Below are 18,347 nucleotides of genomic sequence, written 5' to 3'. Positions count from 1 at the left end.
GAGCGAGAATAGTGCAGCGGATGCCGTCGGCGCCCATTTCATAGGTGGTCTTAGCTTTGAGTTGATACGGGAGAGCGCGCTCGATGAGCTCCCGCCCATAGCCAGAGCCCTGCGCCGGCGCGTCGGCACTCGGCATGTTTTCAACCGGTTTCCACCCACTCCAGGAGCAAGGCTGCCGATCGGCCGTCAGATCCATGCTCGAGACGCCATCGGATCGTAAGACGGCCTTGCGACGATGCCAGCGCTCCGTATTTGACAGCGTTGGTTGCCAGTTCGTGGAGCGCCAGGGCGAATGTCTGGATCGCCCGCGACCGCAATCGGATGCCCGGCGGTCCATCGAGCGTTATCTTTTCCCTGTCGCTGACATGCGCGGCCAATTCCGCCTCAAGCAGATCATCGAACGTAAGCCGTTCATATTCGCACAGATGCGAGAGAAGACTTTGGACTCTAGCAACAGCGGCAAGCCTGTGACTGAAAGCCTCGGCGAAGTCTTCCAACGTCAGGCTTGACTCGATCGTCTTGAGCGACAGCGACCGTATGACCGCAACGATGTTGCGGGTTCGGTGCTGTAGCTCCGCCAGCATGACCTCCTGACTGGTCTGCAGTTCCTTCAGTTGCTGCACATCAGTGCAGGTCCCGAGCCATTCTAGCCCTAAGCCACTTCCTGGAAGCGAGCGGCTGTGGTGCCAGATATATTCCCCATCCGAAGCGCGACGGATACGATATTCGCAGTCGAGTCCACCCTTGGCTTCCGCGTCCTCCCACGCCGCCGTCACCAGATCGCGATCCTAGGGATGGACGGCCGCCAGCCAACCCATCCCAAGGCTGTCTTGATTATGTTGTCCTGTAAACCGTTCCCACTGCGGGCTTGACCAGATGCGAAGGCCAACGGATCGCGCGCGCCAGACCAGTTGTGGAACACCTGCTATGAGCGAGCGCTGCAGAGCTTCGCTTTCTAAAAGGCGCTGTTCGGTGCGGTGCCGTTCCGTGATGTCCTGGCCGATCTTGAGGAACCCTCTGACCGAGCCGTCCGGGTTTCGCAGGCACATGGTCGAGCCGTCGACGAAGACCCGCGAGCCGTCCTTGCGCACGTGCCATCGCACGTCCGGAGCCGAACCTACGCGTCTGGCCGTCTCAATCTCCTTGCGATCCTCGCCCTGCGCCCGATCTTCGGCAGTGAAGAGTTCGCTGCAAGACATTCCGGCGGCCTCCTCGGCCGTCCAACCGAAGACTTTCTCAGCACCCTTATGCCAGTCGACGATCCGATCCTGCGGGTCCGCGACGAAAATCGCGTAGTCGCGGGCATTCTCGACGACCAGTGCGAAACGTTCCGTCGTCGATTGAAGGGCCTGCATCTTGTGGAGCCTGTCGATCACCGGACCGAGGATCGTGGCGTAGGTTCTGAGGAATTGTGTGTCTTCCTCGCCGAAATCCCTTGGCTCGATGTCGTCGACCTGAAGCAGACCGAAAGTGCGGTTGCCCGGTAAGAAGATCGGGACGTTGGCGAGCGCGGCGACACCGGCCGCTCGCATGAAATCGGGCGTTTTGAACCGCTCTTCCTTTGTGATGTCCTGAGTGATTACGGGCTCGCCGGTCCGATTGAAAAGGTCTCGGACGAATGGTCCTCCATGTCGAGCTCGAGACCGACGATGTCAGGCTGCCATCCAACTGCCGCTCGCACGCGCAGCTTTTGACCACCCTCCTGAATTTCCAATACCTTGGAGCGGCGCGTATCGACTGCGTCGCTAACCAGACGACAGGCCTCGCTCAGGATTGCATCCAGATCGTCGGAGCGAAGCGCAAATTCCCCGAAGTCGGCGAGGACTTTCTGGCGCTTGAATAACTGCCCATGATCCAGCACTTGCTTCCTCGGGCCTGTCATTTGAATTCCCCCGAACATCCTTATAGACGATCAGTTCCCGACGATGCGCGGCCAGCAGCTGGCATCATTCGCCTGGAAACTGATTTAGCGTTGGCACGGGATTTAGCTAGTCAGTGAAGGAGGCCCTCCCAATCGTATGGCCACTGAACTCGTCTTCGGAACTTACTCGGAGTTATCTGCCCGAGATAAGCGAGCGTCGCCAAATCTGCGGCGACACAGCTGTCCAGTCTCCCCGCACCCCATCTACAATCCAGCCTCCTCCCTCGCCGACCTTGGGGAACCCAGACGCCGCGGCGTTGTTACACGCTCGGACCGCACGAAAATTAGTCTCCTGTACGCTGCGCCCCATATGGCAGTGGTCGTGCGGTCCACCACCCCTAAATCATTCGATCTCGCTATTGGTAGGAACTTGCGGGAACTCTCGACACTGACAGTGGTTAGGCGCTTGGATTGTTGGACAGCGCAAGCCCTGCACTCTTCGCGATCCACCCCTCCGCAGGGGTTCGGGCCGCGCAGTGGCAAGCTTTGGTCCCTTCCCGCTTCGACCGCTGCTGCGCGGCCGCCTTTCATTTAGCTTCAGCGAAACAGGTCGACGAGTGCTCCCGCTGCGATAACTCCAAGGCTGGAAGGCTACGGAAATAGTCCCGCCGATTTCTCGAAGATATCGAGATCGAACTCAGCGTGAGAGAGGCTATCCGGAAAGCACGAGGCTTTTGACCTTCTCACCATATTGAGGAACCAGAGCGCAAGACGGTGGCGATCCGCGCCATGACCGCCACCCTGAAGCACTTGGTACTGCACTGTCAGGGATCCTGCCCTTCTCCTCAGTAGTGAAGATGGCATACTCCAGCGTGCGGCTGACGGAGGGTCTGAAGATGTCGCGACTACGCAAGGAGAAGAGCAAAAAGGGCGGCTAACTCTCGTCATGGAACTCAACGCCCCTTAGGACATTTCTTGCACGCAAATTTGGAGATGAAAAACATGGATCAGATTGTCATGTCAGATACGACCCCAGCAGCAAGCCGCAGGGCTGCTCGTATCTCCAGAGGCTACAGCCTCGAGGAGCTTGCAATTGCGACCGGACTTACGGTGGCGGAAATCGCCGCTGCCGAGGAACCTGGCGAACCGGTGCCGGAGCATCATGTCGAGCGCATCGAGCACGTTCTTGCCTAGCTGAAGGACGTCACCGGGAACTTCGCGGCGGCCTTGAAGTTATCAAGGCCGATCAACAGACCGGAGATACCCATGAACCGCCGTAAGATGCTGACGGGACTCGCAGCCGCAACCGCGCTTCCCACCCTTTTGTCGTCCACTTTCGTCCATGCTCAATCGCATTCCCCCGCCATGGGCGACGCTGAAAAGAAACATGCGGAAGATACCAAGAAGGTCGGCTCGCTGTCGCTGGCCATAAGCCGCGTCGCGACCGAGAAGGCGTCCGACGGGATGGTGAAGTCGTTTGCAAAATGGGAAGTCGCTGAGCAGGAGACCATCACCGATATATATCCTGAAGTCCATGGAGATGGGCGGAAAGGCGGAGGGAGCGCTGAAGCCGCCGTCGGACGATGAAGTGGCCAAGATCCTCGACAGCGATGGCAAGGCTTCGCTGGACTCGCTGAAGGCTGCATCCGGAGCCGAATTCGACAAGGCGTTCGTTACCGCCCCACTCGAAGGCCATAAGAAGCTGCTGGCGATTCAAGAGGGCTACCTCAAGATCGGCCAGGATCGCGAGCATCTGAGCCTTACGAAGCTTGCACGTGGCCAAATTAAGGAACATATGGACCACCTCGACATGCTAAAGTCGAAGCTTGGTTGAGGATCATGTTCGGTGATGACGGATGTGCTGGCACCGGATCTTTCTCCGCCTTCTCGGAAACCTGTACATCCCCGGAGCACGCGCGTGAGCTTCTCTGATCTGGTGGGCAGACGCGTCCTCGTCGTAGAGGATGATTACGATCAAGCCCAGGACATGGCGCGCGATCGAAAAGCATGGTGGTGACGTCGTCGGTCCCTACCCCGATATCGAGGCAGCTTTTCTGGCGCTCGGAAAGGCGGCGATCGACGCCGCTGTGCTCGACATCAGGCTGAATGCCGAGGACGTATTTCCACTTGCGGACGTTCTTCGCGAAAAAGGCATCCCCTTCTTCTTTGTTACCGGGTTCGACAGGGACGTGCTGCCGAAGCGGTTCCGCAAAGAGCAAATAATCCGGAAGCCGATTGCGCCTTTCGAAGTTCTGATCGAGGTGGCATTAAGAATCTCGCGTAAGGCGTCGCGACATTGACAGAAAAAATTCAACTACCTGGCCTCCTAGTCGGTCGGCGCGGCGGGAGCTCGGACCGAAGTTGCGCGATCGCAAGCGCCAGGGCCGTTGGGGCGTCCCTTCCGACGAATGGCTTCAGGTAATGCGGGACCCATTTGAACCGCGGCGGGATCATCGCGCGATCGTAACCTGTCAGAAAAATGAAAGGGATACCGTCGCGACAGAGGCTTTCCGCAACGGGAAACGAGGTGACGTCACCCACTTTGACGTCGAGAATAGCAGCGTCGATCACATCCCGCCCGCAGGACTGCAGCGCTTTTTCGACCGTCGGGAAAGGGCCGATGACATCGGCGCCGTGCTCCATTAAAGCGTCGGCGATCGTCCGAGCCTGAAGGTACTCGTCCTCGACGACGAGGACTTTCTTGCCGTTGAGGTTTCCTTGCGACATTAAAGGCATCCTCCTGCTCCACCAACCTTTGAAAGCCGTGGCGGTTCCGCATTCACTCGGCTTTCGAGCCGGGCTCGCTGCGAGGCAAGATTACTCCCGGTGGCCCGCCGGAGCAATTGTGGTTCCAGTACACAGTCATCGAGCGACCTGGTCTGAAATCGACCCCCTTGAAGGGATACGAACCACCGATCCCGCCATTCCACAATTGTGCAGTCGATGGGACAGTAACCCGCGCGCCTGCAGCGAATATCACGCCGCTGGATTCACATCCGACGGCCGACGTATTGGAGTGAAGATCAGGCGTAGATTTTATCACCAAATGGTGCTATCTATAACACCACAATAGGAAGCCAAACGATGCGATCGACTATCAATCTCGACGACACCCTCATGGAAAGGGCTAGGTCTCTAACGGGCACGAAAGAAACCGCCACTCTGGTCCGCCAAGCGTTGGAGACGCTTGTTCGTGTGGAGTCGGGAAAACGCCTCATCGCGCTTGGCGGAACTATGCCGGATGCGGAGGCAGCCCCACGCCGCCGGAGCGCAGCCGCCAAGTGATACTTGCCGACACTTCCATCTGGATCGATCATTTCCGGCACGCCGATTCAGAGCTGCGTAGGATTATTGAGGACGATCGTCTCTTATGCCATCCAGCCGTAATCGGAGAGCTCGCACTTGGCAGCCTTCGGGATCGCAGTAGCGTGATGGCTTTCCTGGCGGCCCAGCGCGAAGCGTTCGTCGCGACGCACGACGAAGTTATGATGATGATTGATCGCCACGCCATTTTCAGTATGGGCATTGGCTATACAGATGCCCACTTGATGGCCTCAGTTCTCCTCGATCAACGAGCGGTCTTATGGACCAGAGACAAGCGTCTGCGGGCAGCGGCCGAAAAGGCGGGGGCTTCATTGCACACCCCTGCCAACGCGCGAAACTAAATGCTATATCGAAGCACTCATGCTGGTCGTGAGCCGCCTGAGCGCAGAGTTCCGATCGATCCATTATGCGATATTCTTCGACCAGAACGTGAACACCGTGGCAACGCGCCAGGCAGTGGCCTCCGAAAGCTCGCGTTCCACGAAGAAGTCCATCCTTGCGAATCCCTACTTCAGTACGCTTTTGATTTCGCCAACGGCGGCCCGACCTTCAACGCGAGCCTCGTGCCGGTTGCGGCCGGTTTGCTCTATCCGGTTATCGGGCCCCGCTTTCTCCGGTCTTCGCCGCATGCGCGATGGCCATGTGGAGTGTATTCGTCCGCGGCGACGCCCTTCGCCTTCGCCGTATCCACCCTTGAAACGACAGGAGCGCCGCCGCCATCGGAGACGCGTCCCGAACATTGGAGAGGCAGCGAGGGCCAGTGGCGTATCGGCCAAGATGATCCGGTACTGTGAGCAGATTAGGCTGATCACCCGGCGCATCGCACCGAATCCAGCTACCGCACCTATGGCGAAAACGACGTCCAAACCCGCGCGTCAGCTCGCATGTTCGATCACTGGATCTCCCACTCTGCGACCGTCACGCCATCCGCGATCCTGTCGCTTGGGTGAAGCACCACGCGATCCCCCGCGGCAAGACCGGGATCAACCTCTGCCACCCGGCTGTTCCTCTTCCCTGTTTCGACGACAATTGCAGCACATAGCGAGTGGAATGCCGTTCCACTCGGACTATTCGCCAAGGTCGGTGTGCGACGCATCTGACCTGTGACAGTAGCGATATCGAGGGCGATCAGATTGTCGGGGCGATCTACGCGGTCATCGGCTACTTTCTACCGCTCCGCTGCGGCCGGTCCCGGGACAAGAGTTGCTTCGCTGTGGGTGCGACTCGTCTCCGCAAATGTGCAATTGACGGAATTCGCCGGCGCCCTGACCGACGAGCTCATCTAGACGGTTAGATCCGGCCCGGTTGCAGTTCAACGTCCTCTCGTTAGGGGGCAATCATGAAAAAACTCGCGTGGTTTCTATCGGCATGTCAGTTTTTTATTTCAGGATGCGCCATCCATCCTGCCCCCGAAAACTATAGCGGCCGCTATACGCTCAACATCGTGCAAAGCATACGCTGCGAGGCTCGCGACGGGTTTCGCCAATATCTTGTAAATCTCTTGTCCGACAAGGACGATGAACGATTCAAGGATCAAAGCAGCAAGATGCTCTCGCCTTCCTCAAGACAAACGACGATCTTGGCAAGTTCAGAAAACTTCCGCTCAATGCTAGCGTGCAAAAGCTTCTCGTTCGCTTCGACCATGGTTCGATGATCTACGACTTTCGTTTTCTGATGACCGAGAATAACAACAATTCTCTCGTCACCACGCTCGAGGATCCGCTTCGCACTGGCCTTATGAGCGTCGCCGTCGGCGCAGGTACGAATCTGCAGCGACAGAACCAGCGAACCTTCCGCGTCGTTGATCTTTTTGCGGAATTTTTCATCGATGACATGCAAAAGCGCTGCTCCAAGGCAGGATTGGCGGATGGCCACTTTAAATCAAACATGCTTTACCCCATCACAGGGAAAATTGGTCTTGGCGACGTGATCTGGACGTATATGACATTGGTTCAAACTGTCGGATTGTCAGCGCCGGAAGCAAAGAGTCTGAAAACCACCCCCACTTTCATTGAGAGGCTCACTTTCACGACGACCTTGAGGGGTGACGTGAACCCAACACTCGAGCTGAACCCGGGTCACGAAGCGCTCCATGTGGCAAAGGTCGAAGGGACATTTGGTTCGGTTCGCTCGGATGAACATGAAGTGACAATCGCCATCGGCCTTAATCCAGAGGAAGGCGCTCCTGGCACCAATGGCGCGATCGAGGAATTGGAACGACAACAACTGCTTGATGCATTCCAAGCGCGCCGTGGCTTCTAACCCACGGCGTTCGACGACAGCAGCGCGTGCGGCAATGTGGGAGACGAATAAGCGGCTGATCATGCCGGACAGCACCTCCTCCTTTCCGCCGGCAGATGATCGTCGCCGCTTATGTCGATCACCAGCCCATCGCGCGGATCGCGGGCAACGATCGGCACCGCTAGGAAGCGAAAGTGGCCTGCCAAATTCTGCCGCTGGATGAATATCAGAGCCACCAAAGACATGACTGACAACGATTGACCGATTCGGGCGGAAGTGAACAAGCCCTGCTCTTGAAAGGAGTCGAACCGAACGCCCCGCGATCCAGCATGCGGTCCACGTGCCAACCTAGTGAAAATTCCGGCTCTTCACCTTCAGCGTATCGATGTGAAGATCCGGCGTGAACATATCCCTCGCCCGAACCCCCGAAGGCGCTTTTTCGCGTGAATCCGGGCTGCCGGGAGAGCCATGGGCGAATTCGTCGCCGCGGCCGGTCGGCGGATGAAACGTGCCGTCGCACCCCGCAAGCCCTGATAAATCACCCCACCAATCGAAGAGCTGCTGCGCGACCAGGTGAACCACCTCGCCTTCCCGCTGAATCTTGCCGTTGATCGCCATCATGCTGGCGCCGAGAACCACCCGGCGCGACCTCTCGAACAGCTTCGGCCAGACGACGACATTGGCGATACCGGTTTCGTCCTCGATGGTGATGAACATCACGCCCTTGGCAGAACCCGGCCGCTGTCGCACCAGCACCAGGCCGGCCTCCATCAGCCACTGGCCGTCGCGCGCCACGATACCGTCAGGGGGATCCATGGCAACAACGGGAGAATATTGCGACAAAGCCCAAAGCGTCAGCCGTTCAAGTGTCGCGAGGTCGGCCACTGGGTCGGCATCGATCATCGTCAGTCCCTGGACCAACGCCTGTGCCTTGGCGGCCGGCATGCCGACGCGAAGCCCTAGTTTCGCAGCTGCCTGATCGGCCGCCGCCACCCATCGCTTCGACCCGCTCCTGGCGATCACCACCAGCGGTGTGTCAGGATTGAGCGAAGGATCGGCGCGTCTGATCCGGTCGGTCGGCAGTGTCGGGAGCATTCCTGGCATCTGTTCCGGATCTTCTGGTTCACCGTCGAATTCGGCCTGATCAACACGCCGCAAGGCCGCCGCTGCTTCGGCGCCGGCATCGTCTCGTCGCCGAGCGAAGCCAAGGCGGCAACAAGTGAGCGCGGTGGCGTAGTCACGGGATTCCACAAACGGATTCAATTCGATGGCCGTATTGGGAATTATTTTTTTCGCAAGGCGACGGCGTAAGCGATGGGCAGAAGGTTTGGGCTCGTGGCGGCACGTTTACGACATTAGTGCTTTCGGTCACCCTTGTCGCCCTGACCGGGCTTGGCCTCGTGCTTCGCGTCGCGGCGGCTATCAGCTGAAAGCGACCGCGAGACGTCAACACTCTCCTTGAACCTGCCTTTGTTGTCGCGGCGGACGTAGCGTTTATCGGTGCCGGTATCGATCAGTTCACGCTTGCTCATAGTGGGACTCCTTTGGGGTTGTTCCATCCAGAAAACGCGCGCCAACCCAAAAAGATGCATGGAATCATTGATCTAGGCAGGACTAGCTGGCGCGCAGCCGGATAGAGCTAAGTCATTGAAAAATGATCCGTTTCGACTCGGAACGATTCGCCGCCGAATCACTTGAATCGCTTGAGTTGCGTCCGGAGTGTCGGTGTCATGGCGGGTCCAAAAGCCAATTGGAAGGGGTATATCCAGTTCGGGGAGGTCTCCTGCCCGGTGGCGCTCTACACAGCGGCCTCCTCGTCGGAGCGCATCGCCTTCAACACCCTCAATCGCAAAACAGGAAACCGGGTCAAGCGCGAGTTCATCGACAGCGAAACCGGCGACCCGGTCGAACGCGAGGACCAGGTCAAAGGCTACGAGGTCGAGAACGGCCAATATGTGGTGCTTGAGCCCGAGGAAGTCTCCGCGGCCGTGCCCGAGAGCAACAAGACATTGAAGATCGAGGCCTTCATTCCGTGCTCGCAGAACGACACGACATATTTCGACAAGCCTTATTACCTCGCCCCCGACAAGATGGGCACCGGTGCCTTCCTGCTCCTGCGAAACGGAATGAAAAAGGAAGGGGTTGCGGCGATCGCCCAGACTGTGCTTTTCCGCCGGCTGCGCACTGTTCTCATTCGGCCGCATGGCAAGGGCCTGATCGCCTCGACGTTGAATTTCGACTACGAGGTCCGCTCGTCAGAAAAGGCGTTCGAAGAGATGCCTGACCTGAAGATCGAAGGCGAAATGCTCGAACTCGCCGAACACATCATCGGCACCAAGGTAGGAAGCTTCGACGCCAGCACCTTCGATAACCGCTATGAAGTCGCCGTTGCCGAACTGGTGAAGGCGAAGATCGAAGGCCTGCAGGCAAAAAAGAACCCCGCCGAGTGATCAGCGGGGTCTAGGCTCAGAGATAGGAACGGGTGATGCCGAGTGGGCTTTATCCGAAGACAGGCCGTCTCCCGCGACCCGTTGATATCCAGTGTTGCCGTCGGCCGTGAATGATGCAAGAGCTTGCGGCATTGAAATCGGAGACATCTTTCAATGCTGCAGCAGATTATCGCGGTGATCGACGGTGAGATCGCAAAGCGCACCAGCGACAAATTCGGGATCCGCTTCTCGCTGGATCTGTTCAATCCTTTGGTACGGGCTGGGAATATCAAGATGGCGACGTTCACCGCCTTCGGAACCGGGGCGTTTCCCGAGCAGCTCCCGGCTTACGACGGCAAATATTTCGCCGCCGTCGATATCGAGATGGACGGTCTGGAATTTGAAGTTGGTACTCCGAAGCCCTGATTTGCAGCCGACGGCCGAACGCATTATGTTGAAGGGCAGGAAAGGAGATCGTCGATGCTTTTGCAGAAATATCGTGAGAACAAGGATGCCCTGAAGCAGATCGGCCGGGAAGCTCTTGCCGAGAGCCGACGCATGGGCCTGACGATCTCCGCCAAGGACCGCCAGAACGAGGCGAAGGACAAGGCCAAGCGCGAGCGCAAGGAACGTGCTCCGGCTACCGTGAGGTAGCAATCGCTCCATGTCGGAACTGTCGTGCATCCTCCTCGCAGGGCCGAACGGCTCCGGCAAGTCATCGGCTTTCCCAAAGCTGAAGCTCGAAGGCGTATGGATCAACGCTGACGAGATCGCGAAGGCGATGCCCGCGAGCGGTGACGGCAGATCGACCGACATGCACGCTGGCAGAGCAGCCCTCCGAAAAATTGCCGAGATGATCGAAACCCGGCAATCCTTCATCTTCGAGACGACACTGAGCAGCCAGCACTCAATCCGGTTGATGCAGGAAGCAAAGGCGGCCGGGTTTACGGTGGGCCTCTATTACGTTGCCTTAGATTCCGTTGAGACGAACGTCGAACGTGTCAAGCAGCGCGTCCTCAAGGGCGGCCACGACATTCCTGAGGAGAATATCCGCAGGCGGCATAAAGGATCCTTCGAGAACCTGACCGAAGCTCTCCGGATCGCGGATGAAGTCCTGCTGATCGACAACTCGGGGCTTGAGCCGCACGAGGTCTTCGCGATCAGTTCTGGCGTGGTCCAGTCCTTCAACATCGATGACAGCCAAGAGCTGCACGCCCTCATGTCGGCCAAGGTCTGCGAGGCATACGGTCTCGTTCGATACGACACCGGGTTTCGAAAGGCGCCGAAGTTGGCCGTCCGTCAAAGCAATGACGCGGTTCCCGATAGTCCGAAGCCTTCACCTGGTCACAAGCCGAAGCCTACGGGCATGAAGTGAGAGTGGCATGTTCGAACTGATCAACCTGCTCGAAACAGTGTACCGGACCATCTCGGCCGATCTCGAAGCATGGTTTCAGCAGTTTCCCGAGGGGCTCGCTTGGAACGTGTTCTCGGACTACCGCATTGGAGATCCGAGCAAGGCAAATGACACTTTTGCCTTCGCGATAGTTCTCAACCACGATACTCAGGCCAACATCGCGGAATACATCGCAGGGGTAGCGCCCAGCGATATCAAAGGATCTCGGTCATCGTCGGAAGGCCTCATCGCGTACCTAAGCTGCCCTGTCGTGTTCAGCATCAGCTACCTGGTCGAGAAGAAATCCAAGCTGCTCCGTGACTACATGACTGACGACAACATCCGCGGCGCACTTGATGACATGCGGGAAGTCGTCTCACAGATGGCGGCAATGATCCCTGAAAAGGCTGATCATTACCGGGCAGTGGACAAGCGTCTGGCAAGCTTCCAGACCGAGATGAAAAGGCGTTCCCGAAATTCCAATTTGGCTCGGCAGATACTTCTCTGCGCTGCCTTGCATCGATTGTCTGTCGTCATCTGGCAGTCAAAAAGAAGCCGAAGTTCGTCCGCTGGATCAGCGATCGGGACGCCATGTTCGACAAGCACGATAAGGTGGCTTTCGACCTCTCCTTTCTCTACTTCCATCTTCACCGGATGATGAATGGTCAGGATGCCCTCGAGCCTGAGTTTCATTTCGGGCTACCTGGATGGGACGGAAAGGACGAGTACGCTGAATTTATTCGAATTGCTGACTACCTCGCGGGCACGCTGGCCGACATCAAGCTGCCTGATATGACGTTCTCCCATGCGAAGTTCGAACCCGTCTTCCGCAACCTCTTCGTCAACGGAGCTAACTCTGCTCTCGTCGAAATCCTCGCCCGAGACGGCGGAGGAGTCACAGCCCGCCGCCTCGTCCCGACTGCTTCCGTCGTCCTGTAAAGATAAGCCCGCCTCCGGTTGGCGGGCCTTCCTTGTGTCGCGCAATCGTCTCGACGCAATCGAGTTTTCACTGCCTCCGGAGAGGCTGGCCTTTGGAAATCATCAGGCGGCGGGGTGGATCTCCGCAAGCTCATGATTGCTGTCGGCGCCGCAGGTTGCAAGTCCATCGAACACACTCCCGCATCAGTACGCCTGATGCTATGGTCATGCCAAATCGGGGGAGCGGGATGTTCTGGAAAAAGAAAAAAGCACAGGTAGTCGAGAAAAGGCAGGAGACGCCTGTCCTCAAGGTCGAGCCGAAATCGAAACAGGAAGAGCTTGAGGACGCTGCGAAGAAGCTGGCGGCGTCTCTGCGCTCCTATGCAGACGCCTCGTATGCTGCGCATCAGCCGCCGCCTGACCAAGAGCTGAAGGCAGCTCATCGAAAGGTCGAGATCGCACGCAAGGTAGTGAGTGAAGGTCGGATAGCTTACGCTCTCGGGCGTTGCCTCCCGGAACACATGGCCCACTGGCACGCATGGAGCCAGCGCGACGACTTCATGAAATGGGTCGGCTTCGACGCGAGCAACATCAAGTCCTCCCGAACACAGGAGGAGATCGGCGTGCGCCGTATCGAGGTGACCACGAACCACTTCACATTCAAGGATAGGCCTTATTGCCTCGTTTTCCAGGACGAAGGCTTGTCATCGGCCCCAGGGGATCCCTACTACACAGGCGAGGTTCACTTCTTCGCAGGCGATCTGTGTGTTGCAAAGTTCGATGTCACCAAAGACCTCATGAAGGACTATTCCGAGTGGCATTTCTCCGACGTAAAAGGCCTCAAGGTCGGTGACTGGATGCAGGACGTCCTCGACATGGCCGCCCAGATTGACATGCATCGTCAGCGCTCAATGAACCAGTTTATCGACGATCGCGCCCGCAAGGCGGCCGACGAGATCGACCTGGGCTGATCTCATGCTGAAGTTCCTTGCGAGCGTGCTGGACCAGATGGATCTTGCCCTTGAGCATATCCAGAAGAGCGGCGTCCACGACGCCCGGTTCGGCCTGATGCTGACCGACAATGTCATCGAGCTAACTATGCACGAGCTTGCGAAGAACAAGCACAGCGAGCTGAAGGCATCGTGGATCGTACGCGAGAGGTATCAGCACACGAAGGAACTGGAAGAGGCGATGGGCCGAGTCATTGAGGCGAAGCTCAAGTTCGCGAAGCTCGAAGGCCTACTAACCGAAGAGCAGGCGCGAACGGTTGCGATCATGCACGACTTTCGGAATGAGCTGTACCACGTCGGCCTGCAGCACGAAGCGATCCTGCCAGCCCTCTCTCGCCTCTATTTCTCTACTGCCTGCGCTGTTCTGCGGGCTTATCCGATTCGCTCTTTCGGCTACTTGGTTGGTATCCAGCTTCCGGAGAGATCGAAGAAGTATTTCACCAACCGCGGCGACTACTCCCCGCCCAGCAGGATGATTTCGCGAAGGCGTGCCAGACGATGGAGGCGCAGTGCAATCATAAGAAGGCCGATACGATCCGGGCGCTGGCTGACAACATGCAGCAGATCGTCAATGAGCAGGACACCAACTTCGATATCGTGGCCGAGGGTGTCTACGCCAGTCAGCGACAGACGCGAGATCAGGCAACAGTCGAGTGCCAGACGTGGCCGCTTGCATTCTCCGAAGAAGGCCGCAAGTTTGCGCAGGCCAAAGGGTTCGCCATCGATGAAAGAGCGCCGGGGCTGTTGTTCCAATGGCTGTGCAAATTACCCGGTGCGCTTCAAGAAGGATCCCATTCCGAGCTGGGAGCGACAGGTCGCTCGGCTCCGTTCGAAGGGAAATCCGAATGTGGCGCTGGAGAACTACGCCGCGTTCATGGAGCATACTGCCCAGCTCCGCGAGGCATTAGATGAAAGCGCAATGGCGGCCGAAGCCGAGATCGATCGCCTGATCGACGAGCGTCGAGGGAAGTGATTTTTTTGGCCTGCGGCCAGAGTCCAGAAATGAGGGCTCTGGTGGTAATCGAGGGGTTCAGGGCTAGAGATCCCAGAAAACCCAATGGCTTTCGTGCGTTACAGTCCCACTGAACTTTGCTTTGAGCTCCTCGCCCACGAAGTCCGTGACAGGGCCAGTCAAAGTGAGCTTGTAGCAGTGCTCAAGCTTCTTCATCGTGGTGACGACTTTCTGATAGTTCCATTCTATCACTGTGTGGACTGAATGGATCTGGTGGCTATCATCGTAGGAGATAAGGCACTTTTCCTGAATTACGCCAGTCTCGACCCGAAGCCCACGCTTTCGATTATTTAACTTTGCCCGGCCCTCGATAGCTCTTTTTGCCTCATCGCTCAGATCTTCCCACGGTACGGCGGGCATCTCTTCCCACTGCATTTCCTGGTCCACGAGGAGGTGGTAGCCCTCCCGCATCTTGAGCCCATGCCGAGTAACCGCTTGTCAAAATTATTACGCAGGAAAGTACGACCGAATACATCCGCCGCATAGCACGTCGCCCCCAGATTTGCCCACTGTAAAAGATTGCATGCAATGGTAATCAATGCAAGTAATGCTAGAATTTCATCCAGGGGGTTCATGCGGGCTAGATTCCTGCGATCCTATGCGACCTTCGAACAGGAGGGTTGTCATTTCTGGGTTCCGAGAACGAAGCTTATCGGCACTCAGGCTGGCGCAAACTTCGTATGTGTGATTGGTAGCGAAGGCGGGTTAGGTTCATCGCAGGGGCAGAAAGCTCGATATTTCAGGGACTTTCGCGGGCAGGGGTGCATGGCGACATTCAAGGGAAACGTTCTGCGGTCGTTCGGACTGCATCGCAGAGCGAACGAGGCAGATGCCGAAGGCGAGGAAGGTCGCCTGCTGGCCGCAGAGCATCGGAAGCCGGAGAACAGGCGGCCACGCAAGGTCGCCTATTTCGAGATCATGGAAGATCTAGCCACGGGAAAGCCCGGGCGCTTCCTCGATCGCAAGATTCAGGCACTCATGGCCTTCGATCAATGGCCGCCTCAGTCCATGACCGAAACCTTCGACAAGGTTCGGGCGAGTGGCCGGGACAATGCCTGGACGACATCCGTGCCCGGTGTAGTTTGAGAAGCTCATCATGGTCTCTCACCCCGACGTCTACCACACGATCAGCCTGCAGTTCGGGCCAGCTCGGGCGACATTCGCTCTGGATGGCGTGCGCTATCAAGTGCAATGCAAGTCGGCGGCCATGGCGCTGATGGCAGTCCACGTAACGGCAAATCACCTCCGATATCCTGCCGACGACGGCACAACGGGGCTGGGGCCGCGGGTGCAGGTTCTGGGGGTCGTGGAGGGACGTTCCCATGAATAAGCATGTGAAGATCGACACCCCGGACGAAGAGACAGTTGTCCTCGGAGGAAGGACGCTCAGAGAGATTGTGGCTCTGATGGATCGTCTGAAGGGGATGCTTCAGATGATCGACATTTCAGTAGGGAGCGAAGGTCGTAAGGCGCTCTACACGCACCAAACTCATTTTCGGGCCAATACCCCGGAAAACCAGCAATGGACAATGCAAAATTTGACCTGTGATGCTGTCGACATTTCCAAGGCGGGAAAACCATTCGGTCGTACGATCTGGGATATGTACATTGCCCATGACCTAATGCCTAAAGGTAGCCGAGTCATCAGGGGGAAACGTATTACGTCTGCGAACCTGAGCGACGCGATCTCCCGCATCCACTATGTGATAGCCCCGGATCACGATGTTACTGCTGATGTGGACAATGCCGAGAGGGTTATCGCGTCTTACGAGGCACGCTTGGCGCACATTGGGGAATGGATTCGCCTAGGCATGTACATGCAGGTGGAATGTGGGTGCGGACACTCAGCGACTTTCAGAGCGCGAGAAGTCTTTAAGGGGATACCCGGGGACCGAGCCACTTCGGAGGTGGTCAAGCGGCTGATGAGGTGCAAGACCTGCGGGTTTGCGAATGAAATTGAGGCAATTCCGCTGAATTCTCGCGGCGAGTTGTTTGGACCGCATACTTACACGGACAACGATATGATTCGCTGGGATCGTGGCCCAATAGTTCTGGATGCCAAGGATAAAGATGCAGGTCGCGAGGACCAATTCTATACCGATCTCGGCGGCAATGGCGAGGATCCGGTATTCGTTGGAGATGGCCTCTACATGGATCCAGATGGAAAGCTCCGCGACTTCTGAATCTGGAATAATGAAGCATGTCCGCTATTGAGGAACCACGACCATTGGCGAAACTATCATCTCAACAAGCGGGCACGCTGGGTGAGCTGCTCACGGTAGCGAAACTCAACACCCTTGGGCTAGCCGCCTATATGAGCCCGGAGGGCGCACCCGGCCATGACGTGATGGTCGTAGTTGAAGGGCAGCCTCGGTCGATCGAGGTGAAGACGAGACAGTTCCTGAAACGGCCGACAGAAATAACGCGTTGGCCGATGGACATGCAGACGAAGGGCGATGCTGACTTTTTCATTTTCATCGAGCTTGACCTGAGAATCATGGCACCAACCTTCTATCTCCTGACCAACGAGCAAGCTCTCGCGACGTTCAGAGACTACATCGGTGGAGGAAACCGCTACCCGCCCGAGGTCAGGAAATTAATCCGCCCCAATGACTTTTCGGCGCTTGCCCCAAGTGCGGCTCCGGCCGCCATTGCGACCGAAATCTAGGATCTGCCCAGAAGCCATTTTGTACGAACGGAGGAATCTGATGACCGAAATTTATATGCTGAAATTCTATCGAGCGGCATTTGGGGACACCAAGCACACGGATGTCCCATTGACCGGAGATGATATCGCCCAGGTGAAAGAGGAAGCTTGCCAGGCACTGTATACGCGCTTCAGCGATATGAAAGGCAAGAAGCCGCCCTTTATGGCCGCCCTGCTTGACGAACACGATCACGTAGTCGCCCGGTTCGAGGTCCGGCCAGTGGTGCCGGGAAGCGGAGAGAAGGCATTCGAGGTGCCGCCGCAGCTCTGGCATGATAAGATGCAGGGCACTCCTTCGCCTAAACTTCGCGGAGACCTGTAATTTTCGGGTAGCCCCCGATGTTCAAGCTACCGAGGTAGCCTGCCCATTTTCCATTCGCAATCGCCCTTGACCCCGCACTCGCAGCGGAGCTTGGGCAACAGACTGGTGATGACGGTCTGCTTGCCATGCTTCCGCGACATTTCCCATCGATCGACAGGCGCCACTCGGTCGCAGCTCCGGCAATGGATTGCCAGCGTCTGCCATTCCGGCAGGTTGGCGAACGTCCATTTCGGGTCGTTGAGGCTTTCCGGATAAGGATCCGGCCCGACCTTGATCGGCCGAGGCTTCAACGGCACTGACGGATCCGGTGCCAGTTCGCAGCTCATGCGATGTCTGCCGTTCATGTGAACGATGTACTTGCCGGGACGCTCCCGGATCGCGGCCTTCGGCGCGGCGCAGGACACCGGGAAGCTCGTCGAGGTCGCGATGACCTCGATCATAGATCCTCCGGCTTCAGGCGGATCATCCCAGATCTCGACGCGGTAAGTGTGACTATCGGTCATGGTCGACTATGCGCGAACGACAGGAAGATCGGCAAGCCGGGTCGTGTATCGCGGTGACCGCATATCGGCCTTTGTCGCGAACGACTGCCTGAAGCCCTCGCTGGCAAGGATCAGGGTCTTCTTGCCCCACTTGTCGTTTACGCCGACTTCGCTTGCTCATGGGCGAAGAGATCGACCGGGGCCAGTTCCTCCGGCACCAGGTCGTCGAGCATCACGCCAGCTTTCGTGTATGCGAACCCGTTCCTTTCTCTATTCCCCTTCCATGCCTTCTGGGCGCACCGGAGCGCGGTCTGCACCAGCGCCATCGTCGAGTTCGACGGCGGCGATAGCTTGGCCGTCCTCGAGGAGCTGTCGCGCGGAGTGTTATTGAAGACGTTAGTGTGGAAGAAGACAGTCATATGCGAGGCAACGAGACCATGGCGGCGCAGCTTCTCGGCCGCCATGGTGGCGTGAGCCGTGATCGCCTGTTGCAGGAAAGCGAGCGATGTCATCGGGCTTCCTGCAGATCGGGTGACGGCCATCCCTTTCCGGGTCGGCTCGACATCCTGGATCTCGATGCAGGGAATCCCGCGCAACTCGGCCACCGTTCTTTCGTGAGCGTACGGTGAGCTGTTTTTGCTGATCGGC

General features: G+C 57.6%; 27 protein-coding genes and 4 pseudogenes. 22 read left to right on the top strand and 9 right to left on the bottom strand.

Translation table 11 applies throughout. The features are described 5' to 3' along the window. Positions 1-140 precede the first annotated feature (140 nt). The 3 genes from CO655_RS34425 to CO655_RS34415 are packed head-to-tail and all read right to left on the bottom strand — an operon-like array spanning position 141 to position 1,882. On the bottom strand, positions 141-776 hold the full coding sequence (locus CO655_RS34425; protein ID WP_009995600.1) for an HWE histidine kinase domain-containing protein: 636 nt from the start codon (positions 774-776) through the stop codon (positions 141-143). A 12-nt stretch (positions 777-788) separates the two neighbouring features. Then, positions 789-1,568, bottom strand: coding sequence for a PAS domain S-box protein (locus CO655_RS34420; protein ID WP_245345088.1), 780 nt, complete (start codon positions 1,566-1,568; stop codon positions 789-791). Positions 1,569-1,579: 11 nt separating this feature from the next. Continuing rightward, a complete protein-coding gene (locus CO655_RS34415) occupies positions 1,580-1,882 on the bottom strand; it encodes a hypothetical protein (RefSeq protein WP_245345082.1) in 303 nt (100 codons plus the stop codon). Between the two features lie 981 nt (positions 1,883-2,863). Here CO655_RS34415 and CO655_RS27015 point away from each other — a divergent pair. The 4 genes from CO655_RS27015 (at position 2,864) to CO655_RS27000 (ending at position 4,161) form a co-directional block, all read left to right on the top strand. Further along, positions 2,864-3,055 (top strand): hypothetical protein, encoded by a 192-nt coding sequence (locus CO655_RS27015; RefSeq protein WP_009986110.1) that lies wholly within the window; start codon positions 2,864-2,866, stop codon positions 3,053-3,055. Positions 3,056-3,127: 72 nt separating this feature from the next. Beyond that, a complete protein-coding gene (locus CO655_RS27010; RefSeq protein WP_097667425.1) occupies positions 3,128-3,448 on the top strand; it encodes a hypothetical protein in 321 nt (106 codons plus the stop codon). A 1-nt stretch (position 3,449) separates the two neighbouring features. Continuing rightward, the gene (locus CO655_RS27005) at positions 3,450-3,695 is read left to right on the top strand and encodes a DUF4142 domain-containing protein (protein ID WP_245423922.1); all 246 of its coding nucleotides are present in this window, start codon (positions 3,450-3,452) and stop codon (positions 3,693-3,695) included. 130 nt (positions 3,696-3,825) lie between these two features. After that, the gene (locus CO655_RS27000; protein WP_086156497.1) at positions 3,826-4,161 is read left to right on the top strand and encodes a response regulator; all 336 of its coding nucleotides are present in this window, start codon (positions 3,826-3,828) and stop codon (positions 4,159-4,161) included. A 10-nt stretch (positions 4,162-4,171) separates the two neighbouring features. Here the strand turns inward: CO655_RS27000 and CO655_RS26995 are convergent, their stop codons facing one another. Further along, a complete protein-coding gene (locus tag CO655_RS26995) occupies positions 4,172-4,588 on the bottom strand; it encodes a response regulator (RefSeq protein ID WP_009989135.1) in 417 nt (138 codons plus the stop codon). Positions 4,589-4,945: 357 nt separating this feature from the next. Here CO655_RS26995 and CO655_RS26990 point away from each other — a divergent pair, with 357 nt between their 5' ends. From CO655_RS26990 to CO655_RS33570, 5 genes and pseudogenes are all read left to right on the top strand, one after another. Next, positions 4,946-5,146 carry a type II toxin-antitoxin system VapB family antitoxin gene (locus CO655_RS26990; RefSeq protein WP_016736583.1) on the top strand — a complete coding sequence of 67 codons (201 nt, stop codon included), beginning with the start codon at positions 4,946-4,948 and terminating at the stop codon, positions 5,144-5,146. Further along, the gene (locus CO655_RS26985; protein ID WP_040111689.1) at positions 5,143-5,526 is read left to right on the top strand and encodes a type II toxin-antitoxin system VapC family toxin; all 384 of its coding nucleotides are present in this window, start codon (positions 5,143-5,145) and stop codon (positions 5,524-5,526) included. Before CO655_RS26990 ends, CO655_RS26985 begins: the two co-directional genes overlap by 4 nt. 352 nt (positions 5,527-5,878) lie before the next feature. After that, positions 5,879-6,054, top strand: a pseudogene (locus tag CO655_RS33585) (MerR family DNA-binding transcriptional regulator); the annotation flags it as partial. A 470-nt stretch (positions 6,055-6,524) separates the two neighbouring features. Beyond that, positions 6,525-6,839 (top strand): hypothetical protein, encoded by a 315-nt coding sequence (locus CO655_RS33575; protein WP_141514368.1) that lies wholly within the window; start codon positions 6,525-6,527, stop codon positions 6,837-6,839. Then, complete coding sequence (locus tag CO655_RS33570; protein ID WP_125461999.1) at positions 6,836-7,447, top strand: hypothetical protein; 612 nt, start codon at positions 6,836-6,838, stop codon at positions 7,445-7,447. The genes CO655_RS33575 and CO655_RS33570 overlap by 4 nt, the downstream gene beginning before the upstream one ends. Positions 7,448-7,774: 327 nt before the next feature. On the opposite strand, the gene CO655_RS34410 is transcribed toward CO655_RS33570, so the two are convergent. Then, the gene (locus CO655_RS34410) at positions 7,775-8,530 is read right to left on the bottom strand and encodes an OB-fold nucleic acid binding domain-containing protein (protein WP_086156538.1); all 756 of its coding nucleotides are present in this window, start codon (positions 8,528-8,530) and stop codon (positions 7,775-7,777) included. Here CO655_RS34410 and CO655_RS26955 point away from each other — a divergent pair. Next, positions 8,513-8,641 (top strand): annotated as a pseudogene (locus CO655_RS26955) (phenylalanine 4-monooxygenase); the annotation flags it as partial. The gene CO655_RS34410 and the pseudogene CO655_RS26955 sit on opposite strands and share 18 nt — an antisense overlap. Positions 8,642-8,781: 140 nt before the next feature. On the opposite strand, the gene CO655_RS26950 reads toward CO655_RS26955, so the two are convergent. Continuing rightward, positions 8,782-8,958, bottom strand: coding sequence for a hypothetical protein (locus tag CO655_RS26950; protein ID WP_086156492.1), 177 nt, complete (start codon positions 8,956-8,958; stop codon positions 8,782-8,784). 198 nt (positions 8,959-9,156) lie between these two features. Here CO655_RS26950 and CO655_RS26945 point away from each other — a divergent pair. From CO655_RS26945 to CO655_RS26915, 8 genes and pseudogenes are all read left to right on the top strand, one after another. Beyond that, positions 9,157-9,870, top strand: a pseudogene (locus tag CO655_RS26945) (Ku protein); the annotation flags it as partial. Positions 9,871-10,029: 159 nt separating this feature from the next. Beyond that, entirely contained in the window at positions 10,030-10,281 is a 252-nt protein-coding gene (locus tag CO655_RS26940) for a hypothetical protein (protein ID WP_009987947.1), read from the top strand. A 54-nt stretch (positions 10,282-10,335) separates the two neighbouring features. Further along, a complete protein-coding gene (locus CO655_RS33985; RefSeq protein ID WP_009987945.1) occupies positions 10,336-10,509 on the top strand; it encodes a hypothetical protein in 174 nt (57 codons plus the stop codon). A 10-nt stretch (positions 10,510-10,519) separates the two neighbouring features. Then, positions 10,520-11,230, top strand: a complete 711-nt coding sequence (locus CO655_RS26935; protein ID WP_086156491.1) for a zeta toxin family protein — start codon at positions 10,520-10,522, stop codon at positions 11,228-11,230. 7 nt (positions 11,231-11,237) lie between these two features. Beyond that, a complete protein-coding gene (locus CO655_RS26930) occupies positions 11,238-11,906 on the top strand; it encodes a hypothetical protein (protein ID WP_086156490.1) in 669 nt (222 codons plus the stop codon). Beyond that, entirely contained in the window at positions 11,840-12,187 is a 348-nt protein-coding gene (locus CO655_RS26925; RefSeq protein WP_125461998.1) for a hypothetical protein, read from the top strand. The genes CO655_RS26930 and CO655_RS26925 overlap by 67 nt, the downstream gene beginning before the upstream one ends. A 227-nt stretch (positions 12,188-12,414) precedes the next feature. Then, a complete protein-coding gene (locus CO655_RS26920; protein WP_125461997.1) occupies positions 12,415-13,137 on the top strand; it encodes a hypothetical protein in 723 nt (240 codons plus the stop codon). A 4-nt stretch (positions 13,138-13,141) separates the two neighbouring features. After that, positions 13,142-14,149 (top strand): hypothetical protein, encoded by a 1,008-nt coding sequence (locus CO655_RS26915; protein ID WP_097667421.1) that lies wholly within the window; start codon positions 13,142-13,144, stop codon positions 14,147-14,149. A gap of 63 nt (positions 14,150-14,212) precedes the next feature. On the opposite strand, the gene CO655_RS26910 is transcribed toward CO655_RS26915, so the two are convergent. After that, entirely contained in the window at positions 14,213-14,599 is a 387-nt protein-coding gene (locus tag CO655_RS26910; RefSeq protein ID WP_097667420.1) for a hypothetical protein, read from the bottom strand. Between the two features lie 162 nt (positions 14,600-14,761). On the opposite strand from CO655_RS26910, the gene CO655_RS34170 reads away from it, so the two are divergent. From CO655_RS34170 to CO655_RS26885, 4 genes are all read left to right on the top strand, one after another. Beyond that, the gene (locus CO655_RS34170; RefSeq protein WP_141514367.1) at positions 14,762-15,274 is read left to right on the top strand and encodes a hypothetical protein; all 513 of its coding nucleotides are present in this window, start codon (positions 14,762-14,764) and stop codon (positions 15,272-15,274) included. Between the two features lie 236 nt (positions 15,275-15,510). Continuing rightward, on the top strand, positions 15,511-16,371 hold the full coding sequence (locus tag CO655_RS26895) for a hypothetical protein (protein WP_097667417.1): 861 nt from the start codon (positions 15,511-15,513) through the stop codon (positions 16,369-16,371). Positions 16,372-16,388: 17 nt separating this feature from the next. Beyond that, positions 16,389-16,856 (top strand): hypothetical protein, encoded by a 468-nt coding sequence (locus CO655_RS26890; protein ID WP_097667416.1) that lies wholly within the window; start codon positions 16,389-16,391, stop codon positions 16,854-16,856. Positions 16,857-16,896: 40 nt separating this feature from the next. Then, positions 16,897-17,217, top strand: a complete 321-nt coding sequence (locus CO655_RS26885; protein WP_097667415.1) for a hypothetical protein — start codon at positions 16,897-16,899, stop codon at positions 17,215-17,217. A 26-nt stretch (positions 17,218-17,243) separates the two neighbouring features. Here the strand turns inward: CO655_RS26885 and CO655_RS26880 are convergent, their stop codons facing one another. Next, complete coding sequence (locus CO655_RS26880; protein WP_097667414.1) at positions 17,244-17,657, bottom strand: hypothetical protein; 414 nt, start codon at positions 17,655-17,657, stop codon at positions 17,244-17,246. Positions 17,658-17,857: 200 nt separating this feature from the next. Further along, positions 17,858-18,347 (bottom strand): annotated as a pseudogene (locus CO655_RS26870) (Y-family DNA polymerase); the annotation flags it as partial.

Origin of the sequence: Rhizobium sp. M1 (assembly GCF_002531805.1) — a bacterium.
Classification (GTDB): Bacteria; Pseudomonadota; Alphaproteobacteria; order Rhizobiales; family Rhizobiaceae; genus Rhizobium; species Rhizobium etli_C.
This window is presented reverse-complemented; position numbering and strand designations above follow the sequence as displayed.